The organism is Rhodanobacter soli (assembly GCF_040548735.1).
GTDB lineage: Bacteria > Pseudomonadota > Gammaproteobacteria > Xanthomonadales > Rhodanobacteraceae > Rhodanobacter > Rhodanobacter soli_A.
The window spans coordinates 873,160-890,751 of the sequence record NZ_JBEPSD010000001.1 but is presented as its reverse complement, the minus strand read 5'-3'; the positions used below and the strand labels follow the sequence as shown (position 1 = coordinate 890,751).

Below are 17,592 nucleotides of genomic sequence, written 5' to 3'. Positions count from 1 at the left end.
GCGCCACGCACTACCACCTGGCGGCCACTCGATGGCAACGCGGGGCACTTGGAGATCATGAACAGGCTCTCGGCAGGGCGCATGCGTTTTTCCGTCGGATAAAGCGGCCATCATAACGTGTCGTCGGCGGGCATCCCTTGAGTTCCGGTGATTCCGGCCTGATCTGGGACAAGCGGTCGCATGCGGCGGGCGGCATAATAGACAACCAGGGTTCGACGCATGGCCGTGCCCGCAGATACAGGATTGGCGTTGGCATGAGTGGTTTCAGTCTGAGCAGCGAACCTTTCACCCTGGTGCGTGATTGCAGCGCCGTGATGGTGCCGCAAGGCGACGTGGTGACCCTGCCGGCCGGCCAGATCGGCTACATCACACAGGCGCTGGGCGGCAGCTTCACCGTCTACGTGGAAGGCAACCTGTTCCGCATCGCCGGCGACGACGCCGACGCCCTGGGCAAGGAACGACCGGCGCCGATCGAGGTGCCGGCGGACGCCACCGACGCGGACGTGGAAAAACTGGCGTGGGACCAGTTGCGCACCGTGTTCGATCCGGAGATCCCGGTGAACGTGGTCGAACTGGGGCTGGTCTACGACCTCAGCCTGGAGCAGACCGAATCCGGCGAGCGCAAGGTCTACGTGAAGCTCACCCTGACCGCGCCCGGCTGCGGCATGGGCGACATCCTGGTCGACGACGCACGCACCAAGTTGGAGATGATTCCCACGGTGGTCGAGGCGGATGTGGACCTGGTGTTCGACCCGCCGTGGAGCCATTCGATGATGTCCGACGCGGCGAAGCTCGAAACCGGCATGCTCTGAGCTGCCGTGGTGCCCGCGAAAGTTGCCGGAGACTTCCCGGCCGCGCGCATTCCCTCCGTTCCGACATGACGGTCGATCACGACACGTGACTTCGTGCACGCGGCTGCGTATCGCACGCACCGCCACTTTTCCTTCGCGCATCATTCACGTCCGTGACGACGCAGATGCCACGTCCTGTGACTGCCGTCACCCATCGTAGGAAAAAGTCAGATTGTTGCGATGGTTCGCAAGGAATAACGTAACCGGATTCGTCATCGGGGAGGTTGACGGATGATCCTTTGGCGGCCTGATCGCCGTCTTGCAGTTACGCGTCCACGCGCTGCCCGTGCAATGGAGTGCCAGGGGGAGGCAGCCGATCCGGACGTATTTTGGGATCGCTAGACAGCACACGAAAAAAAAGGGGCCGTGCCTCGCACGGCAATTCTTGCATGGGGTCCACGCGGCCGCATCGGGCTCGTTTGTCCCCAAAAAATAGCGTCTAGGAGTTTTCAATGCCCAATCATTACCGTCTGAAATTGCTGGTTGCCGCGATCGGCATGGCCACCGCGTCCGTGGCCACCGCCGCCAACACGAAGACCTTGCATGCACAGGATCTCGGTGCGGTGCCGGCCAGTTCGCTGGCCGCCCACCTGAACCTTGGCCAGAACATGTCGCTGGTGCCGCGCAGTTCGGTGGCCATCCCCGGCGGGCGCAAGGTCGTGCGCCAGCAGCAGATGTTCCGCGGCGTGCCGGTTTACGGCCGCAGCATTGCCGTGGTGCAGGATGCCAATGGCAATGCGCTGCGTGCCACGGGCGAACTGATGCAGGACGCCCAGCTCGGCCTGGCCTCGGTCGCGCCGAAGCTGTCCGCCGCCCGCGCCATCGCGGCGCTGCAGTCGCACGCGCACACCACCCTGATCGGTGGCGCCGCCATCAGCAACCAGATGACCGACCTGTTCGTGTATCCGCAGGACAGCGGCACGGCACGCCTGGTCTACCGCGTGTCCTACTTCGTCGGCGGCGCGAATCCGTCGCGCCCGACCGCGATCGTCGACGCCAACACCGGCGAGGTGATCCGCAGCTGGAACGGCCTGACCGATGCTTCCGCCACCGGCCCCGGCGGCAACACCAAGACCGGCAAGTACCTCTACGGCACCGACTACGCCGCGCTCGACGTGACCCAGTCCGGCAGCACCTGCACGCTGGTCAACACCAACGTCAAGACCTACAACCTCAACCACGGCACCAGCGGCGGTTCGGTGGTCAGCTTCACCTGCCCGAACAGCGACACCGACGCGATCAACGGCGCCTACTCGCCGGTCAACGACGCGCACCATTTCGGCGGCGTCGTGCATGACATGTACACCGCCTACACCGGTGCGCCGCCGCTGAGCATCCAGCTGGTGATGAAGGTGCACTACAAGTCGAACTACGAGAACGCGTTCTGGGACGGCAGCGCGATGTACTTCGGCGACGGCGCCAGCACGTTCTACCCGCTGGTGTCGCTGGACGTGACCAGCCACGAGATCAGCCACGGCTACACCGAGCAGAACTCGGGCCTGGAGTACAGCGGCCAGTCCGGCGGCATGAACGAGGCGTACTCGGACATCGCCGGCGAAGCGGCCGAGTTCTACGATCGCGGTGCGGCGGATTTCCTGGTCGGGCGCGATATCGTCAAGACCAGCGCCGGCATCGGTGATGCGCTGCGCTACATGTGCAACCCGCCGCAGGACGGCGGCTCGATCGACAACGCGGCCAACTACACCTCCAGCATGGACGTGCACTACACCAGCGGCGTGTACAACAAGGCGTTCTGCCTGCTGGCCAAGACCGCGGGTTGGGACGTGAAGAAGGCGTTCCAGGCCTTCGCGCTCGCCAACAAGTCGTACTGGACGACCACCGCCACCTTCAACTCCGGCGCCTGCGGCGTGCAGTCGGCGGCGACCGACCTGGGCTACAACGCGAACGACGTGATCGCCGCCTTCACCGGCGTGGGCGTGAGCTGCTCGGGCGGCGGTGGCGGCGGTACCACCACCGAGCTGCAGAACAACGTGGGCGTCACCGGCGTGGCCGCGGCGTCGGGCGGCGACAACGACTACTTCATCACCGTGCCGACCGGCGCCAGCAACCTGGTGATGTCGATCTCCGGCGGCACCGGCGATGCCGACCTGTACACCAAGTTCGGCAGCGCGCCAACCACCAGCAGCTACGACTGCCGCCCGTACAAGACCGGCAACTCGGAAAGCTGCACCGTGGCCGCGCCGAGTGCGGGCAAGTACTACCTCAAGGTGCACGGCTACTCGGCGTACTCCGGCGTCACCGTCAAGGCGTCCTACAGCACCGGTGGCGGCGGTACCGGCGGCCTGCAGGATGGCGTGCCGGTGACCGGCCTGGCCGGTTCGACGGGCCAGGAGCTGAGCTACACGGTGACGGTGCCGACGGGCAGCAACCTGTCCATCGCGATCTCCGGCGGCACGGGCGATGCGGACCTGTACGTGAAGAAGGGCTCCGCCCCGACCACCAGCAGCTACGACTGCCGCCCGTACCGGACCGGCAATGCGGAAACCTGCTCATTCAGTGCGGCCTCGGGTACCTATTACATCAAGGTACGCGGCTACACGTCCTTCTCGGGCGTGTCGCTGGTGGCCAACTGGTAAGCCCCCTGACGGGTCAGGGATGACCCGCCGTTTTTCCCAAGGAGCAGTGGCTGCAACGCGGGCCCGGTCGGATCGACCGGGCCCGTTTTTCATGCGTGAAAGTCAGCCGGCGACTTCCTCGAAACGGTTGGCGTCGCGGTTCTTGCGCACCTTGGCCGGGTCCCACACGCGGCCGTTCATGGTGATGTAGACGCCGTCGGGCAGGGTCTGCACCGCGGCCACCGCGCAGCCGATGTTGAACACCGCGTCGGAACCCTGGAAGCGCGCCGGGTTCAGCGCGCCGGTCAGCACGATCACCTTGCCCTTGATGTCGGCCAGTTCGCGCGCGGTCTCGACCATGGTGTCGGTGCCGTGGGTGATCAGCACGTGGCGGTGCGGCTGCGCCTCGATCGTCGAGCGCACCAGCGCGCGGTCTTCGGCGCCCATGTGCAGGCTGTCCTTGCGCAGGATCGGGATCACGTCGAACTGGAACGCCACGCCGAGCTGGTCGAGGATCTCGCCGATCTGGGGCGCGCCGATCTTGTAGTCCGACTTGTCGTCGAAGTAGATCTTGTCGATGGTGCCGCCGGTGGTGACGATGGTCAGGTGCTGCATGTCGGTGGGCCAGTGTGAGGGAATGCTGGCATTTTAGCCCGCCTGCGGGTGAGGGATGGGGAGAGACCTGCTCGCGAACCCGGGGGCGGAAGAGTGTCAGGTCGTAGCGCGTGGTGACCATCTGAGCCCTTCTCCCTCCGGGAGAAGGTGGCGCGTAGCGCCGGATGAGGGTGCGGGCGCAGCGTGATGTGGAATGCTGCACGGAACCAGCACTTCTCCGTTGCAGATTACGCGAGCCCCGTACCCTCACCCCAACCCCTCTCCCGGCGGGAGAGGGGCTTCAAAGCGATCGATTACCCCAGCAGCAGCGCGGTGTTGCCGGCATCCGGCGACACCAGTCGATCCAGGCCACGGCTGACGAAACGTTGCAATGCCGCGGCCGGGCGTCGGTCGCCGTGGCGATCCGACCAGGTGGCCTGGCGCGCCAGCAGCGCCGCGGCGGCGCAGCGCGCGAGGGTGAAGGCGAGGCCGCGCGCGCCGGCCTCCAGCGTGTCGCGCGCGGCCGCATGCTGGTCGAGCCAGCGCGCCGCGGCGTCCAGCGTCTGCCGGATCGCGCTGGCCGCGTGCATGTCGTCGTTGCCCTCCAGCCAGCCCGCGCAGGCCGTGCGCAACGCGCCGAGGCTGTCGCCGGCCAGCGCGCGCAGGCTGTCCAGCGACAGCACGTTGGTGGTGCCTTCCCAGATCGCATACACCTGCGCGTCGCGCAGCAGCTGCGGCAGGCCGGTGTCCTCGATGTAGCCGGCGCCGCCGAAGCATTCCAGCGCCTCCGAGCACATCTGCACCGCCAGCTTGCCGGTCCACAGCTTGGCCAGCGGCGTGAGCAGGCGCAGCAGCGCGGCCTCGTGCGGCTGCGCTGCGCCGTGCTCGACCCGGCCCAGCAGTTGCGCGATCTCGAACGCTAGCGCGAACGCGCCCTCGAACTCGGCCTGCATGTCGGCCAGCGTCTGCGCGTGCAGCGGCTGCTCGATCAATGGACGGCCAAACGCGCGCCGGCGCTCGGCGAAGTCGCGCGCCAGACTGATCGCACGAGCCATGCTGGCGACCGCACAGACCGCGTTCCACGTGCGCGTGACGTTGAGCATCGGCGCCACCTGGCGCACGCCGTTGGCAAGCTCGCCCAGCGGCCACGCGGGCAGGCCGTCGAGATGGATTTCCGCGGTGGGCAATTCCTGCGTGCCGAGCTTGTCCTTCAGGCGGTCGATCACCAGTTCGCTCTTGCGTCGCGCGCCATCCATCGTCTCGACGTAGAACAACGCCAGCGCCGCGGTGCCCGCGGCCGCCGCGCCGTCGGGCCGCGCCAGCGCCAGCGCCGCCTCGCCGACCACCGCCGAGCTGAACCACTTGCGCCCGTACAGGCGCCATTGCCCGGCGGCATCCTGCCGCGCGACGGTTTCGGTGTGGCCGACATCGGAGCCGCCGGCGGTCTCGGTCATCCACTGGCCGCTGAGCCAGAAGGTGGCTGGATCGCGGCTGAGGAAATGCGGCAGCACGCGCTCGATCAGCTCGCGGTTGCCGGAGGCCTTGATCGCGGTGGCGGCGCCGTCGGTCATCGCCAGCGGGCAGGTGTAGAACTCGCTGGCGAGGTGGTACAGGTAGACGCGGGCGAATTCCTCCAGCCGCCCGTATGCGCTGTCGCCGTGGCCGGCGGCCAGCACGGCATGCCGCGTCGTCAGCGCCGCGCCTTCCTGCCACGCCGGCGTCAACTCGATGCGGTCCACACGCTGACCCCAGGCGTCCCACTGCGTCAGCACCGGCTTGCGCCGCGTCGTGGTGCATGCGCGCTGCCACGCCATCTGCGCGTAGTCGCCCAGCGCATCGAGGTCGGCATCCAGCGCCGCGCGGCGCTCCGCCGGCAGCGCACGATCGAGCAGGGCCAGCAGCGCACGGTCGCTGCGATACGGGTGCGGCAGTTGCGGCGGATCCTGCAGGAAGGCCATGGCGCGCTCCATCCAGAGTCGAGGTGTCGAGTATAGGCACGCGGGCATTCGGCGCGTTGCGCTGGCATCATCGAAAGCCATCCTCCAGCGCAGGCGCCACCCATGCGATTTTCCGAAGCGATGCAGACGGTCACGCGCCATGGCGACGGCTGGCAGGCCACCGTCAGCGAGGACTGGCTGCAGGGGCGCAGCGCCTTCGGCGGCCTGCAGGCGGCACTGGCGTTGCGCGCCATGCGCGAGCTGGTGCCGGCGGACATGCCGCTGCGCACCCTGCAGGTGACTTTCATCGCGCCGGTGCCGGCCGGCAGCGTGGCCATCCGCGCGCGGCTGCTGCGCGCGGGGCGCAGCGCCATCCAGGTCGAGGCCAGCCTGTGCGACGGCGAGCAGACGCTGTGCCGGCTGCTCGGCGTATTCGGCAACGCACGCCCCTCGGCGCTGGACTTCCAGCCCGAACAACCGCCCGTCGTGGCGGTGACGCCGCAGGAACTGCGCTACGTCGAAGGCCGCATGCCCGCCTTCACCCAGCACTTCCGCGCCAGCTGGCTGCGCGGCGACCTGCCATTCAGCGGCGGCCGCCAGCGCGACAACGTGCTGCGACTTTCCCTGCGCGACGACGGCCCGCCCGACGAAACCCACGTACTCGCCTTCGCCGACTTCATCCCGCCGATCGCGCTGTCGATGTTCGCCACGCCCACCCCCGGCAGCTCGCTCACCTGGATGCTCGAACTGCTGTGCGACCGCTACGACGACCTCGGCCTGGACGACTGGCGCGTCGACGCCAACCTCATCGCCGCCCGCGACGGCTACACCAACCAGAGCGTGATGCTGTGGGGCCCACGTGGGGAGGCGGTGGCGTTGAGTCGGCAGAGTATGGTGGTGTTCGGGTGAGGCGGAGTGTTTCGTGTACGGCGTTCGCGCCGTGATCGTGTGCGTGGAAACACGGCGGGATTAGACGGCGGGATTAGGCTGCACCAAACGCAGCAACTTGTTGATCTGTGTAGGCCTGGGCCCTGTCGTGTACGGCGACGAGCACGGGATAGGCTGCAGGGTTACACTTCATTTTGAAATCTACACAGCGTTAGGCAAACGAAAGGGGAATCGCAAGAATGGATACGTTGGAAGAACGCATTGCTGAAATTGAGCGCCGGCTTTCATTGCTCGAAGCCAGTTATGGGTTACAAGGATCTGGATCTGCTGCGAGTGCATTGCCGCCAGAGTTGCCAAAGAAATCATTGGTGGCACTTTCAGTTTCAAACAAGCGCTACGACCATGGAGACTACGAAGATCATATTTGGTTCGACTGTACCTACACCTTGTCGGCAGCGTCGAAACCAACTCGTGCAGTAAAGGGGGCTATCCAATTTTCTGATCTATTTGGAGACGTAAAATTCCGTCTTCTAGTCACAGTGAACGATGCACTTAGTCCTGACAAGCCTCTCGTAAATCCTGGGATCGGATTCACGTTCAACCAATTCATGGGGGAGCATCAGTGGATGCAAGCGACCAACTTGACCGATATGAAATGTAGCTTCGCTGTGTCAAACGTGTTGTACAGCGATGGCACCTCTGAGGCGTTTGCCTAACCACTCTTAACTCCAGCGTTAGACAACACAGGAAAGTTCCGTGCGACTTGAACCAGATGAGCTGCAAAAGATCCGAGATGAATTCACCAAGCTTCTGGATGAGTCGCACCCTGAACAGGTGTATCAGCGGTTCATGGAAGAACATACAGTGCTCATACCACGAGAGTTTGTACAGAATCACGGTATCCACTTTGATATGGTTTTCCGAAAGATCTCTCTCGCGAGGGACTATGCACCCGACTTCTTCTATCTTTCGAAAAGCTCGGCTGACTGGAACTTGGTTCTCATAGAAATTGAAAAGCCGCACTCTCGCTATTTTAAGGAACACGCCAACGATCTTCATCCAGAATTTCTGACGGGACTTGATCAAATTGCTCGGTGGCGAGCATGGTTCGACAATCCTGCAAATATTGCTGGCTTCATCGATGGCACGATCGCACCCGTTCGTGTACCGGAGGCTATGAAGCGGAACAAGTGTCATATCAAATATGTTCTTGTACACGGCCGGCGTGCGGAATTCGAAGGTAGTGAATTACGGCGTAGCCTCATCCGAGCTCGCGAGGCCGACGATTTTCACATCGTCTCATTTGACAGCCTGGCGGAAGCCTTGCATACGAAGAGTCCTCTGTACTTGTGCTTACGCAAGAACGAGCATGTCGAAATTGTCTCGGACAAATTCATTGATGAGTCGGTGTTTGCGTGGATGGACCCCAGTCAACTAAAGATTGTCGACGAGCTTAGAAACGACATACTTCGCAATAGGGGCAGTTGGTATCACCGGAGTCTCAAGGACGGGATGATGCTCGATCATGCTCTCCCGAAGGTGGGGCGCTGCGTTGTCTAACAGTTCGTTCAAGGCGGACGGCTACGCCGCCGCTTAACTCCAGCGTTAGGGCGCACTGGCAACAAGCTCACCACGTGTAGTAACAAAAGCGATCTACAACCAACCAGGGGGAACAATGAAGAAGCTTTTGAAATGGATTTTTATTGCTTTCGTCGGCCTCGTTGCGCTCGGAATGATCATCGAAGCGACCAAATCCCCAGAGCAAAAAGCAGCTGAAGCCGCTGCACACGATCAACAGATCACCGAGCGAGCTGAAGTAAAAAAAGAAGAGACCGTAACAGAAAGTTTGACTGGGCCACAGAAGAACGCCGTTAGGTCTGCGAAGCAGTACCTCAGCATGGCGGGCTTCTCACGGGACGGACTTGTTCAGCAACTCTCATCGGAAGCTGGAGAAGGTTATAAGGTCGCCGATGCTACCTTTGCGGTGGATAGCCTGAATATTGATTGGAACCAAGAGGCGGTGAAATCCGCAAAGCAGTACCTCAGCATGCAGGGTTTCTCGTGTAAGGGTCTCATTCAGCAGCTTTCATCGAGTGCCGGAGAAAAGTACACCGTGAGGCAGGCAACCTACGGGGCGCAGCAAGCAGGTGCTTGCAACTAGCTTTTCTCGTGGCTCTCGCCCCAAAATTGGGGTGAGCTTAAGGTCAGCCCAAGTTTGGCGTGGCAGCGGCTTTGATCCAGTAGCGACCTAATGATTCATTCAAGCGGACGGCTTCGCCGCTGCTTAACTCCAGCGTGAGGGGCGGGGAAGGTGTTTGACGACAATTTATTAAAAATTTTGATTGGTGTCACGTCTGCTTTCGCGGGCTGGATACTGGCGCAGGTAACTAGCAGCTTAAAAATCTGGCTGCAGCGGCGAAAAATTCTCAAACTCCTGCTTGAGGAACTTGTAGACTTGGACGAAGAGATCAACAGGTTGTTCTTCTTCTATGCTCGCCAGCTTGAGATCCACGGTGCTATGGGCGTAAGCAGTGAGTCTACTGTGGGTTTGTCCAATCCGATTTTTCGTGGGTACTACAACGATGCACTCTTGTCTCTCAATCAAAAGCAAAGAATCTCATACCAAATGATTCATTCGCTAGTCGATTTGATCAATACCGGTATCACGAATCTACGTAACAAATCATCTGAAATTTATACTAGACATGCATGCGACGGAATGACGGAAGAGCTTGCTAAGGTATGTAGCGCGTGGGGGCAGACTGCCAAAGCACAATTTCTAAGCTGTGCAGGTCTACAGTGGCAAATACGCTTCCATCTACAGAATAGACATGGTCCCGACCTCTCCGCATACACGGAGAGCCATGAGCAATTTCTCATCTATCTGAAGGATATGCAGAAGAAAGCGGATGAGTTCGTTGCCAATGGCAAGACAATAGAACGAACTAAGTTTGACGAAGTATATGACGCGTCGACGTTCTCCCGATCTGTCCCCTAACATTTCCGTAAGAGACTTCCGGTCAACCGGGCGAATGGTGCTTTGCCGTGGGCTTTTTGGGCCATTGCTGGTCGTCGTGTTGGCCTTCTGACGCGTGCCGCTTTGTCAGTTCGATGCGGTGTTGCGGCACTACGCTTACACCCCATCCTCCTCCCCCTACATCGCCCATCGCTCCAACCCCACGCCACCTCATTGCTACGCTCCCTACGCCGCCAGCTGGGCGGCTTTTTTCTTGACGCAAGGGAGTGTTTCCATGAGCAATGACAACCGTATTTCCGCCGTGCTGTCGGATGAGGATGTGGCGACGGTGCAGGGGGCGTTGGCGGCGATCCGTGGGGTGCTGCCGTTTCTGGTGACGCTGTCGGTGCAGGAGCGGCGCGAGTTGCCGAAGATGGGGCCGAAGTCAATCGGCTTCGACGAGAAGTGCACGACCTACATGGGCAATCGGGCGGAGTTCGTGCCGGGTTTCGTGGAGCTGGCCGAGGTGCAGAAGGATCGCACCCTGCGCGCCCAGTTGCTGCGTTTTGCGGCGGAGCTGCAGACGCTGGCGACCAGCGTGGACGACACCGTGCAGCTGGTATCCAGCGAGGTGTGGATGGCCGACCTGGCCTACTACCAGAGCGTGCGCGAGGCGGCACATCGCAGCCGCGCCGGTGCGCAGGATATCTACGATGACCTGCGCCAGCGCTTCCCCGGCACCCGCGCGAACCAGGCCACGCCGGAGCCGGCAGCCGCCTGATCGGCCAGGCCCGGCGGGCAGCGCCAGCCGCTTCCCGCCGGGTGCCGGATGCTCGACGCCGGGTGTCAGGCGGTCGGCGCCGGGTAGCGCGCTATCCCCGCCGATGGTGCGGCAGTCGCCGCCGACGCTTCGACTATCCCCGCCGAGGGCGGGGCACTCGGCGTCGAGCGTTCACTACTCCCCGCCGGATGTCGGCACATCGCCGTCGATGGTTCTTGCATCCCCGCCGACTGGCGCGGACTCGGCGCCGACGGTTTCAGTGTCTGCGCCGGCTATCAGGCACTCGGCGCCGGGCGATGGACACTCGCGGTCGACTGCCGACGCACTCGGCGTCCATGTCACGAAGTGCGATGCCGGCCTGCGCCGGCATGACGGGGGTGAGGGTGACATGGTGTGCAAAGAACGGGTTATTCGAGGCTCCCTGAAGCTTGCAACGCCCCGGCAAACGTCTCAGCGCGACGGCGGTGCGCCCGTTTGATCGGTGCGCCGCTTCACCCCGGCGCCCAGCGCCGCGATCAGCAACACGGTCAGCACGATCTCCGCGATCGCCAGCCAGCGCTCGCCCGCCGACCCCCAAGCCTCGGACACGCCGTGGCAGAAGTAGAACAGGCTGAGGATGCCGACCCAGAGCAGGGCGCGGCGCACGTTGCGGATGGCGAGCAGGGGCAGCAGCAGCGGGATGACGGTGATCGCCAGCAGCAGGGTCAGCGGCATGCTCTGCGGCGGCACCAGCCAGGCATGCCAGGCGAGTTGCAGCACGACGAGCAAGGCCCAGGCGACCAGGCCGACGCGATAAACGGGAAGGATGGGTGCGCGCGCGGCGGTAGTCACGGCCTGTCCGCCAGTCGGCGCGCCGTGTCGGCCAGACGCCGGCCCAGCGCGCGGGCCAGTTCGCGTTCGTGTTCGCTGATCGGGTTGTCGCCCTTGGCGCCGGCGACGTGGCTGGCGCCGTACGGGGTGCCGCCGCTTTGCGTGGCGGTCAGCGCCGGCTCGGTGTACGGCACGCCGAGCAGCAGCATGCCGTGATGCAGCAGCGGCAGCGCCATCGAGAGCAGGGTGGATTCCTGGCCGCCATGCATGGTGCTGGTCGACGTGAACAGCGCCGCCGGCTTGCCGACCAGCGCGCCGCTGGCCCATTCGGCGCCGGTGGTGTCGAGGAAATATTTCAGCGGCGCGGCCATGTTGCCGAAGCGGGTGGGGCTGCCCATGGCGAGTGCGACGCAGTCGAGCAGGTCCTGCTTCTGTACGTACGGCGCGCCGTCCTCGGGTTCCGGCGGCTGCGCGGTTTCGGTCACCGGCGCCACCGGCGGCACCTGGCGCAGGCGCGCGCGCATGCCGGGCACTTCCTCGATGCCGCGGGCGATCAGGCGGGCCAGCTGGGCGGTGTGGCCGCTGCGGCTGTAGTACAGGACCAGGATCTCTTGGTTCATGTGGCGTCGACTCGGGCGTTTGAGGCATTCACAGCCAATACGCTAGTGTACCGGCCGGTACCCACGATGTTGGCGGTCCGCCCGGGCCGCCAGTGAAAGGACAGCGATGATCCGGCGTTTCAACCGCGAGCGCACGAAGAGCTTCAGCCGCTTCATCTGGCAGCGCTTCGTCGATGACAAGTGCTTCGAGACGGCCGGTGCGTTGTCGTACACCACCCTGGTCTCGCTGGTGCCGTTGACGGTGGCGGTGTTCGCGATGTTCTCGGCGTTCCCGGTGTTCCAGCCGGCGCGCGACACGCTGATCAACTTCGTGTTCAACAATTTCGTGCCGTCGACCGGCGAGGCGGTGCAGGCGACCATGCTGGGGTTTGCGGCGAATGCCAGCAAGCTCACCGGCATCAGTATCCTGGTGATGCTGTTCAGCGCGCTGTCGATGATGATCAGCATCGAGGACCGGCTGAACCGGATCTGGCGCGTGCACCAGCCGCGCAGCTGGGGCTCGCGCCTGCTGCTGTACTGGGCGGCATTGACGCTGGGGCCGATCCTGGTGGTCGGCGGCATCGCGGTGACCTCGTACGTGACCGCGGCGCCGCTGCTGCACAGCGCCGCCGACCAGCTCAGCGGCGTCACCCAGAGCCTGCTGGGCACGCTGCCGTTCCTGGTGACGTTTTTCACGCTGTGGCTGATGTATGCGGTGATCCCGAACTGCAAGGTGTCGCGCCGCGACGCGGCGATCGGCGCGCTGCTCGGCGCGGTGCTGTTCGAGATCGCGCGCTGGGGTTTCGGCCAGTTCGTGCAGCAGGCGCAGACCTACCAGCAGATCTACGGCGTGCTGGCGGCGATCCCGATCTTCCTGCTGTGGATCTACCTGTCGTGGGTGATCGTGATCCTGGCCGCGTCGATCGCCGCCTCGGCGTCCGCGTTCGAATACCACGCACCGATGCAGACGCTGCCCGAAGGCGCCGAGTTCCTCGGGCTGCTGGTGGTGCTGCGGCATTTCGTCGAAGCCCAGCGCAGCGGCGACTGCGTGGACCCGGCCGACCTGCGCGTGCGCGAGCCGTACCTGCGCAGCGCGCTGATCGCCGCCTACATCGACGACCTGCAGCAGGCCGACCTGATCCAGCGCGGCGAAGCCGGCGGCTGGCTGCTGTGCCGCAGCCTGGACAGTACCGACCTGCTGCGCGTGTACCGGCATACCAGCTACCGTCTGCCGCTGCAGCCGGTGGACGAGGCGGCCGCGCTGGGCATCGCGCTGCCGCCGGAGCTGCTGGCGATGCTGGCCGAACTGGCCGCCGCGCTGCAGGCGAAGCTGGGCGCACGGCTCGACCAGATCTATCCCCCTGCCGCCGACCCGGCGGCTGACACCGAGGAACTCCCCGCATGACCCTGTTCTCCTTCCTGTCGCGCCCGGCGGCTGTGCTGGCCGTGGCGCTCGCGTTTGCCATGCCCGTGCAGGCGGCGATGCCGGCGCAGCCGACCCTGCACGTCACCACGCTGGACGGCAAGACGTTCGACCTGGCCGCGCAGCGCGGCAAGTGGGTGATCGTCAACTACTGGGCGACCTGGTGCGTGCCGTGCATCAAGGAGATGCCGGACATCTCGCGCTTCGTCACCGCGCACAAGAACGTGGTGGCGATCGGGCTGGCCTACGAGGACAGCGAGCCGGCCGACATCAAGGCGTTCCTGGCCAAGCACCCGGTGGCGTACCCGATCGCCCAGGTCACCCTGGACCAGCCGCCGAAGGATTTCGACGAACCGCGCGGCCTGCCCACCACCTACCTGATCAGCCCCGACGGCAAGGTGGCGAAACACATCGTGGGGCCGGTGACCGAGGCGTCGCTGGAAGGCCTGATCGGAGCCAAGTGATGGCAGCCGCGCGGTTCATCGTCAGCGGTCGGGTGCAGGGCGTGTTCTATCGCGCCAGCGCCCGCGGGCAGGCGCTGGCGCTCGGGGTGGCCGGGTATGCGAAAAATCTGCCGGACGGCAGCGTCGAGGTGCTGGCCAGCGGAACGGCGGAGGCGCTCGATGCTTTGGAACGCTGGCTGCGGCGGGGACCGCCCGCGGCGCGCGTGGAGACGGTCAGCCGCGAGGACGTGCCGGAGCAGGATCTGCACGGCTTCCACACCGGCTAGAACGTATCGGGCACCCACGATGCCTGCTCGGTGACGCGCTCGGTCTTCGGCTTGCCCTTGAGCCTGGGCAGTTTCACCGCAGGGACCGCTCCGTCGTGCAACGGCAGCTGTTGCAACAGGTGGCGGATCACGTTGATCCGGCCGCGCTTCTGGTCGTTGAAATCGACCACGAACCACGGCGCATGGTTGGCATGCGTGCGCTCGATCATCACGTCGCGCAGCCGGCCCATCTCGGCGTACTTCTGGCGCGCGACCAGGTCCACCGGTGAGAGCTTCCAGCGTTTCAGCGGATCGTCGGCACGCTCGGCGAAGCGCTTCTCCTGCTCGGCCTGGTCCACCGCGAGCCAGTACTTGATGAGGATGATGCCGTCGTCGGCGAGCAGCTTTTCGAACGCCGGCACCGCGTCGAGGAAGGCTTCGTATTGCGTGCTGCTGCAGAAGCCCATGGCCGGTTCCACTACCGCGCGGTTGTACCAGCTGCGGTCGAACAGCACGAACTCGCCGGCGGCGGGCAGGTGGGCCACGTAGCGCTGGAAGTACCACTGGGTAGCTTCGGCCTCGCTGGGTTTGGGCAGGGCCACGATGCGGTAGCCGCGGGTGTCCAGGCTCTCGGTGATGGCCTTGATGGTGCCGCCCTTGCCGGCGGCGTCGCGGCCTTCGAAGATCACCAGCAGCCGTTTGCCGCTGCTGCGCAGGCCGTGCTGCAGCCGCACCAGGTCGAGCTGCAATTCCTTCATCGCCTTGCGGTAGCGCTTGCCCATGGGGTTCTCCAGCTTGCAAACCTCTGCACCTCAAACCTCGCCACCTCGTCATTCCGGCGAAGGCCGGAATCGCTCTTGCGATGTGTGAAAGCCGAAATGCGATTCCGGCCTTCGCCGGAATGACGACAAGGGGAGGGGTGGCCGCAGGGTAATCCAGCCTGCCGTGACGGTGTTGTCAGGCCGTGCCGAGCGCCTGCAGCAGGTCGGCCTGGTGTTCGCGGGTCAGCGTGTCGATCAGTTCGCCCAGGTCGCCTTGCATGATCTCGGGCAGGCGGTACAGGGTGAGGTTGATGCGGTGGTCGGTGATCCGGCCCTGCGGGTAGTTGTAGGTGCGGATGCGTTGGCTGCGGTCGCCGGAGCCGACCTGCAGGCGGCGCTCCTGCGCCTGCGCCGCGTTCTGCTTGCCCTGCGCCTCGTCGAGCAGGCGCGCCCTGAGCAGGCTCATCGCGCGGGCGCGGTTCTTGTGCTGGCTGCGCTCTTCCTGGCACTCCACCACGGTGCCGGTGGGCAGGTGGGTGATGCGGATCGCCGAGTCGGTCTTGTTGACGTGCTGACCGCCGGCGCCGGAGGCGCGGAAGGTGTCGACCTTGAGGTCGGCCGGGTTGATCTCGATCTCGTCGATCTCGTCGAGTTCCGGCAGGATCGCCACGGTCGCGGCCGAAGTGTGGATGCGCCCCTGCGACTCGGTTTCCGGCACGCGCTGCACGCGATGCGTGCCGGATTCGAACTTCAGCCGCGAGTACGCGCCCTTGCCCTCGACGCGGGCCACGATCTCCTTGTAGCCGCCATGCTCGCCGGCGTGTTCGCTGAGCACCTCGACGTGCCAGCGGCGGTTCTCGGCGTAGCGCAGGTACATGCGGAACAGGTCGCCGGCGAAGATCGCCGCCTCGTCGCCGCCGGTGCCGGCGCGCACTTCGAGGTACAGGTTGGCCTCGTCGCGCGGGTCCTTCGGCAGCAGCAGGAGCTGCAGTTCGTCGTCGAGGTCGAGCAGGCGCCGCTCCAGCCGGCGCACGTCGTCGACCGCCATCTCGCGCAGCTCGGGGTCGTCCAGCATCGCGCGGGTTTCGGCCAGCTCGCGCTCGGCCTGGTCGTGCTCGCGCAGCGAGGCGGCGACCGGTTCGAGCTGGGCGTATTCCTGCGACAACTCGCGGAAGCGCGTGTTGTCGGCGAGCACCTCGGGCTGCGACAGCAGCAGGCCGATTTCCTCATGGCGCTCGGCCAGTGCCTCGAGCTTGCGGCGGATCGAAGGAGTCATGGGATGGGAGACACGTGGCGAGAGATGAGTGGCAAAGCAGGAGCGGCTTCACCGCGGTGACCGGGACACGACGAGCGGCAGCCAGCCGCACTCGCTACTCGCCTCGCGTCCCAGCCTCTTCTTCGTCCAGCCCGTACAGCCGGCCGGCGGCGTGCAGCAGGTCGAGATCGCCGCTCAGCGCGGCTTCGCGCAGGCGCGCGCTGGGGTGGTGCAGCAGCTTGTTGGTAAGCGTGTTGGCGAGGAAGGCCAGCGCCTCGTCGGGCGACTTGCCGTGGGCCAGCATCGCGCGGGCCTTGCCCAGCACTTCGTCGCGATAGACCTCGGCATGCTGGCGCATGTCGACGGCCGGATTCTTCAGGGTCAGCGCGCGGCGCCAGGCCATGTAGCGCTCCACCTGCAGGTCGATGATCGCCTCGGCCTCGTGCGCCGCGGCGGCGCGCGAGCGCAGGTTGTCGTCGATCACCTGGCGCAAGTCGTCGATGCCGTAGAGGTAGACGTCGGGCAGCTCGCCCACGCCGGCCTCGATGTCGCGCGGCACCGCGATGTCGACCATGAACATCGGCTTGCGTTTGCGCGCGGCCATCGCCTGCTCGACCATCGCGCGGGTCACGATCGGCTGCCGCGCGGCGGTGGAGGAAATCACGATGTCGGCTTCGGCCAGGTGCTGCGGCAGGTCGGCCAGCGCGATCGCGTAGCCGCCGTGGCGGCCGGCCAGTTCCTGCGCGGTTTCCGGCGTGCGGTTGGCCACGATCAGCCGGCGCACCTGTTTCTCGGCGAGGTGCCGCGCGGCCAGTTCGATGGTGTCGCCGGCGCCGATCAGCAGTACGCAGGCATGCTTCAGGTCGGTGAACACCTGCTCGGCCAGGCGCACCGCGGTGAACGCGACCGATACCGTGTGCGCGCCGATGCGGGTGTCCGTGCGCACCCGCTTGGCCACCGCGAAGGTGTGCTGCAGCAGGCGGTCCATCGGCGCCTTCAGCGACTGCGCATCGCGCGCGAGCTGGTAGGCGTCCTTCACCTGGCCGAGGATCTGCGGCTCGCCCAGCACCATCGAGTCCAGCCCGGTGGCGACGCGGAACATGTGACGCACGGCCTCGTCCTCGTCGTGCCGGTACAGGAACTCATCCAGCTTGCCGGGGGTCAGATGGTGGTGACGATTCAACCATGCCTGCGGGATGTCCTCCGCACCTGCCGCGACGCCGACGTACAGCTCGGTGCGATTGCAGGTGGACAGGATCATCGCCTCCTCCACGCCGGGTTCGCGGGCCAGTTCGTGCAGGGCCTCGCCCGCGGCGTCCGCATCGAACGCCACCTGTTCGCGCAGGCTGACCGGCGCGGTGAGGTGATTGAGCCCGAGGGCGATCAGCGGCATGGTGGCGGGAACATCTCGGCGGCAGGGATTCGGCGGCGTAGGCTAAGCTTGGCGCAACG

18 protein-coding genes are annotated in these 17,592 nt (G+C 65.0%); 11 read left to right on the top strand and 7 right to left on the bottom strand.

Annotation, left to right across the window (positions count from 1 at the left end; translation table 11 throughout):
* Positions 1–254 precede the first annotated feature (254 nt).
* A complete protein-coding gene (gene sufT / locus ABIE04_RS04240) occupies positions 255–812 on the top strand; it encodes a putative Fe-S cluster assembly protein SufT (protein ID WP_354547326.1) in 558 nt (185 codons plus the stop codon).
* A 491-nt stretch (positions 813–1,303) separates the two neighbouring features.
* Positions 1,304–3,448 (top strand): M4 family metallopeptidase, encoded by a 2,145-nt coding sequence (locus ABIE04_RS04235; protein WP_354547325.1) that lies wholly within the window; start codon positions 1,304–1,306, stop codon positions 3,446–3,448.
* A gap of 102 nt (positions 3,449–3,550) precedes the next feature.
* On the opposite strand, the gene ABIE04_RS04230 is transcribed toward ABIE04_RS04235, so the two are convergent.
* Both ABIE04_RS04230 and ABIE04_RS04225 read right to left on the bottom strand, forming a co-directional pair.
* Complete coding sequence (locus ABIE04_RS04230; protein WP_354547324.1) at positions 3,551–4,042, bottom strand: asparaginase domain-containing protein; 492 nt, start codon at positions 4,040–4,042, stop codon at positions 3,551–3,553.
* 293 nt (positions 4,043–4,335) lie between these two features.
* Positions 4,336–5,979, bottom strand: a complete 1,644-nt coding sequence (locus ABIE04_RS04225; RefSeq protein ID WP_354547323.1) for an acyl-CoA dehydrogenase family protein — start codon at positions 5,977–5,979, stop codon at positions 4,336–4,338.
* Between the two features lie 102 nt (positions 5,980–6,081).
* Here ABIE04_RS04225 and ABIE04_RS04220 point away from each other — a divergent pair, with 102 nt between their 5' ends.
* The 6 genes from ABIE04_RS04220 (at position 6,082) to ABIE04_RS04195 (ending at position 10,583) form a co-directional block, all read left to right on the top strand.
* Positions 6,082–6,867, top strand: a complete 786-nt coding sequence (locus tag ABIE04_RS04220; RefSeq protein WP_354547322.1) for an acyl-CoA thioesterase — start codon at positions 6,082–6,084, stop codon at positions 6,865–6,867.
* A 218-nt stretch (positions 6,868–7,085) separates the two neighbouring features.
* A complete protein-coding gene (locus tag ABIE04_RS04215; RefSeq protein WP_354547321.1) occupies positions 7,086–7,562 on the top strand; it encodes a hypothetical protein in 477 nt (158 codons plus the stop codon).
* A 40-nt stretch (positions 7,563–7,602) separates the two neighbouring features.
* Entirely contained in the window at positions 7,603–8,406 is an 804-nt protein-coding gene (locus tag ABIE04_RS04210; protein WP_354547320.1) for a Shedu immune nuclease family protein, read from the top strand.
* A 115-nt stretch (positions 8,407–8,521) separates the two neighbouring features.
* A complete protein-coding gene (locus tag ABIE04_RS04205; RefSeq protein ID WP_354547319.1) occupies positions 8,522–9,007 on the top strand; it encodes an Ltp family lipoprotein in 486 nt (161 codons plus the stop codon).
* Positions 9,008–9,157: 150 nt separating this feature from the next.
* Complete coding sequence (locus tag ABIE04_RS04200) at positions 9,158–9,844, top strand: hypothetical protein (RefSeq protein WP_354547318.1); 687 nt, start codon at positions 9,158–9,160, stop codon at positions 9,842–9,844.
* Positions 9,845–10,097: 253 nt separating this feature from the next.
* Positions 10,098–10,583, top strand: coding sequence for a hypothetical protein (locus ABIE04_RS04195; RefSeq protein WP_354547317.1), 486 nt, complete (start codon positions 10,098–10,100; stop codon positions 10,581–10,583).
* Positions 10,584–11,033: 450 nt separating this feature from the next.
* Here the strand turns inward: ABIE04_RS04195 and ABIE04_RS04190 are convergent, their stop codons facing one another.
* A complete protein-coding gene (locus tag ABIE04_RS04190; protein ID WP_354547316.1) occupies positions 11,034–11,414 on the bottom strand; it encodes a DUF2069 domain-containing protein in 381 nt (126 codons plus the stop codon).
* Positions 11,411–12,013 carry an NAD(P)H:quinone oxidoreductase gene (wrbA, locus tag ABIE04_RS04185; protein ID WP_354547314.1) on the bottom strand — a complete coding sequence of 201 codons (603 nt, stop codon included), beginning with the start codon at positions 12,011–12,013 and terminating at the stop codon, positions 11,411–11,413. The genes ABIE04_RS04190 and wrbA overlap by 4 nt, the downstream gene beginning before the upstream one ends.
* A 106-nt stretch (positions 12,014–12,119) precedes the next feature.
* On the opposite strand from wrbA, the gene ABIE04_RS04180 reads away from it, so the two are divergent.
* From ABIE04_RS04180 to ABIE04_RS04170, 3 genes are read left to right on the top strand one after another with little or no spacing between them, the layout of a single operon-like run.
* The gene (locus tag ABIE04_RS04180; RefSeq protein ID WP_354547311.1) at positions 12,120–13,397 is read left to right on the top strand and encodes a YihY family inner membrane protein; all 1,278 of its coding nucleotides are present in this window, start codon (positions 12,120–12,122) and stop codon (positions 13,395–13,397) included.
* Positions 13,394–13,879: a TlpA family protein disulfide reductase gene (locus ABIE04_RS04175; protein WP_436410350.1), complete on the top strand. Its 486-nt coding sequence runs from the start codon at positions 13,394–13,396 to the stop codon at positions 13,877–13,879. The genes ABIE04_RS04180 and ABIE04_RS04175 overlap by 4 nt, the downstream gene beginning before the upstream one ends.
* On the top strand, positions 13,879–14,145 hold the full coding sequence (locus tag ABIE04_RS04170; protein WP_354547307.1) for an acylphosphatase: 267 nt from the start codon (positions 13,879–13,881) through the stop codon (positions 14,143–14,145). The genes ABIE04_RS04175 and ABIE04_RS04170 overlap by 1 nt, the downstream gene beginning before the upstream one ends.
* On the opposite strand, the gene ppk2 is transcribed toward ABIE04_RS04170, so the two are convergent.
* The 3 genes from ppk2 to hemA form a co-directional block, all read right to left on the bottom strand.
* On the bottom strand, positions 14,142–14,906 hold the full coding sequence (ppk2, locus tag ABIE04_RS04165) for a polyphosphate kinase 2 (protein ID WP_354547303.1): 765 nt from the start codon (positions 14,904–14,906) through the stop codon (positions 14,142–14,144). The genes ABIE04_RS04170 and ppk2 overlap by 4 nt on opposite strands.
* Before the next feature lie 175 nt (positions 14,907–15,081).
* Entirely contained in the window at positions 15,082–16,161 is a 1,080-nt protein-coding gene (gene prfA / locus ABIE04_RS04160; RefSeq protein WP_354547300.1) for a peptide chain release factor 1, read from the bottom strand.
* 94 nt (positions 16,162–16,255) lie between these two features.
* Positions 16,256–17,533 carry a glutamyl-tRNA reductase gene (gene hemA / locus ABIE04_RS04155; RefSeq protein WP_354547297.1) on the bottom strand — a complete coding sequence of 426 codons (1,278 nt, stop codon included), beginning with the start codon at positions 17,531–17,533 and terminating at the stop codon, positions 16,256–16,258.
* Positions 17,534–17,592 lie beyond the last annotated feature (59 nt).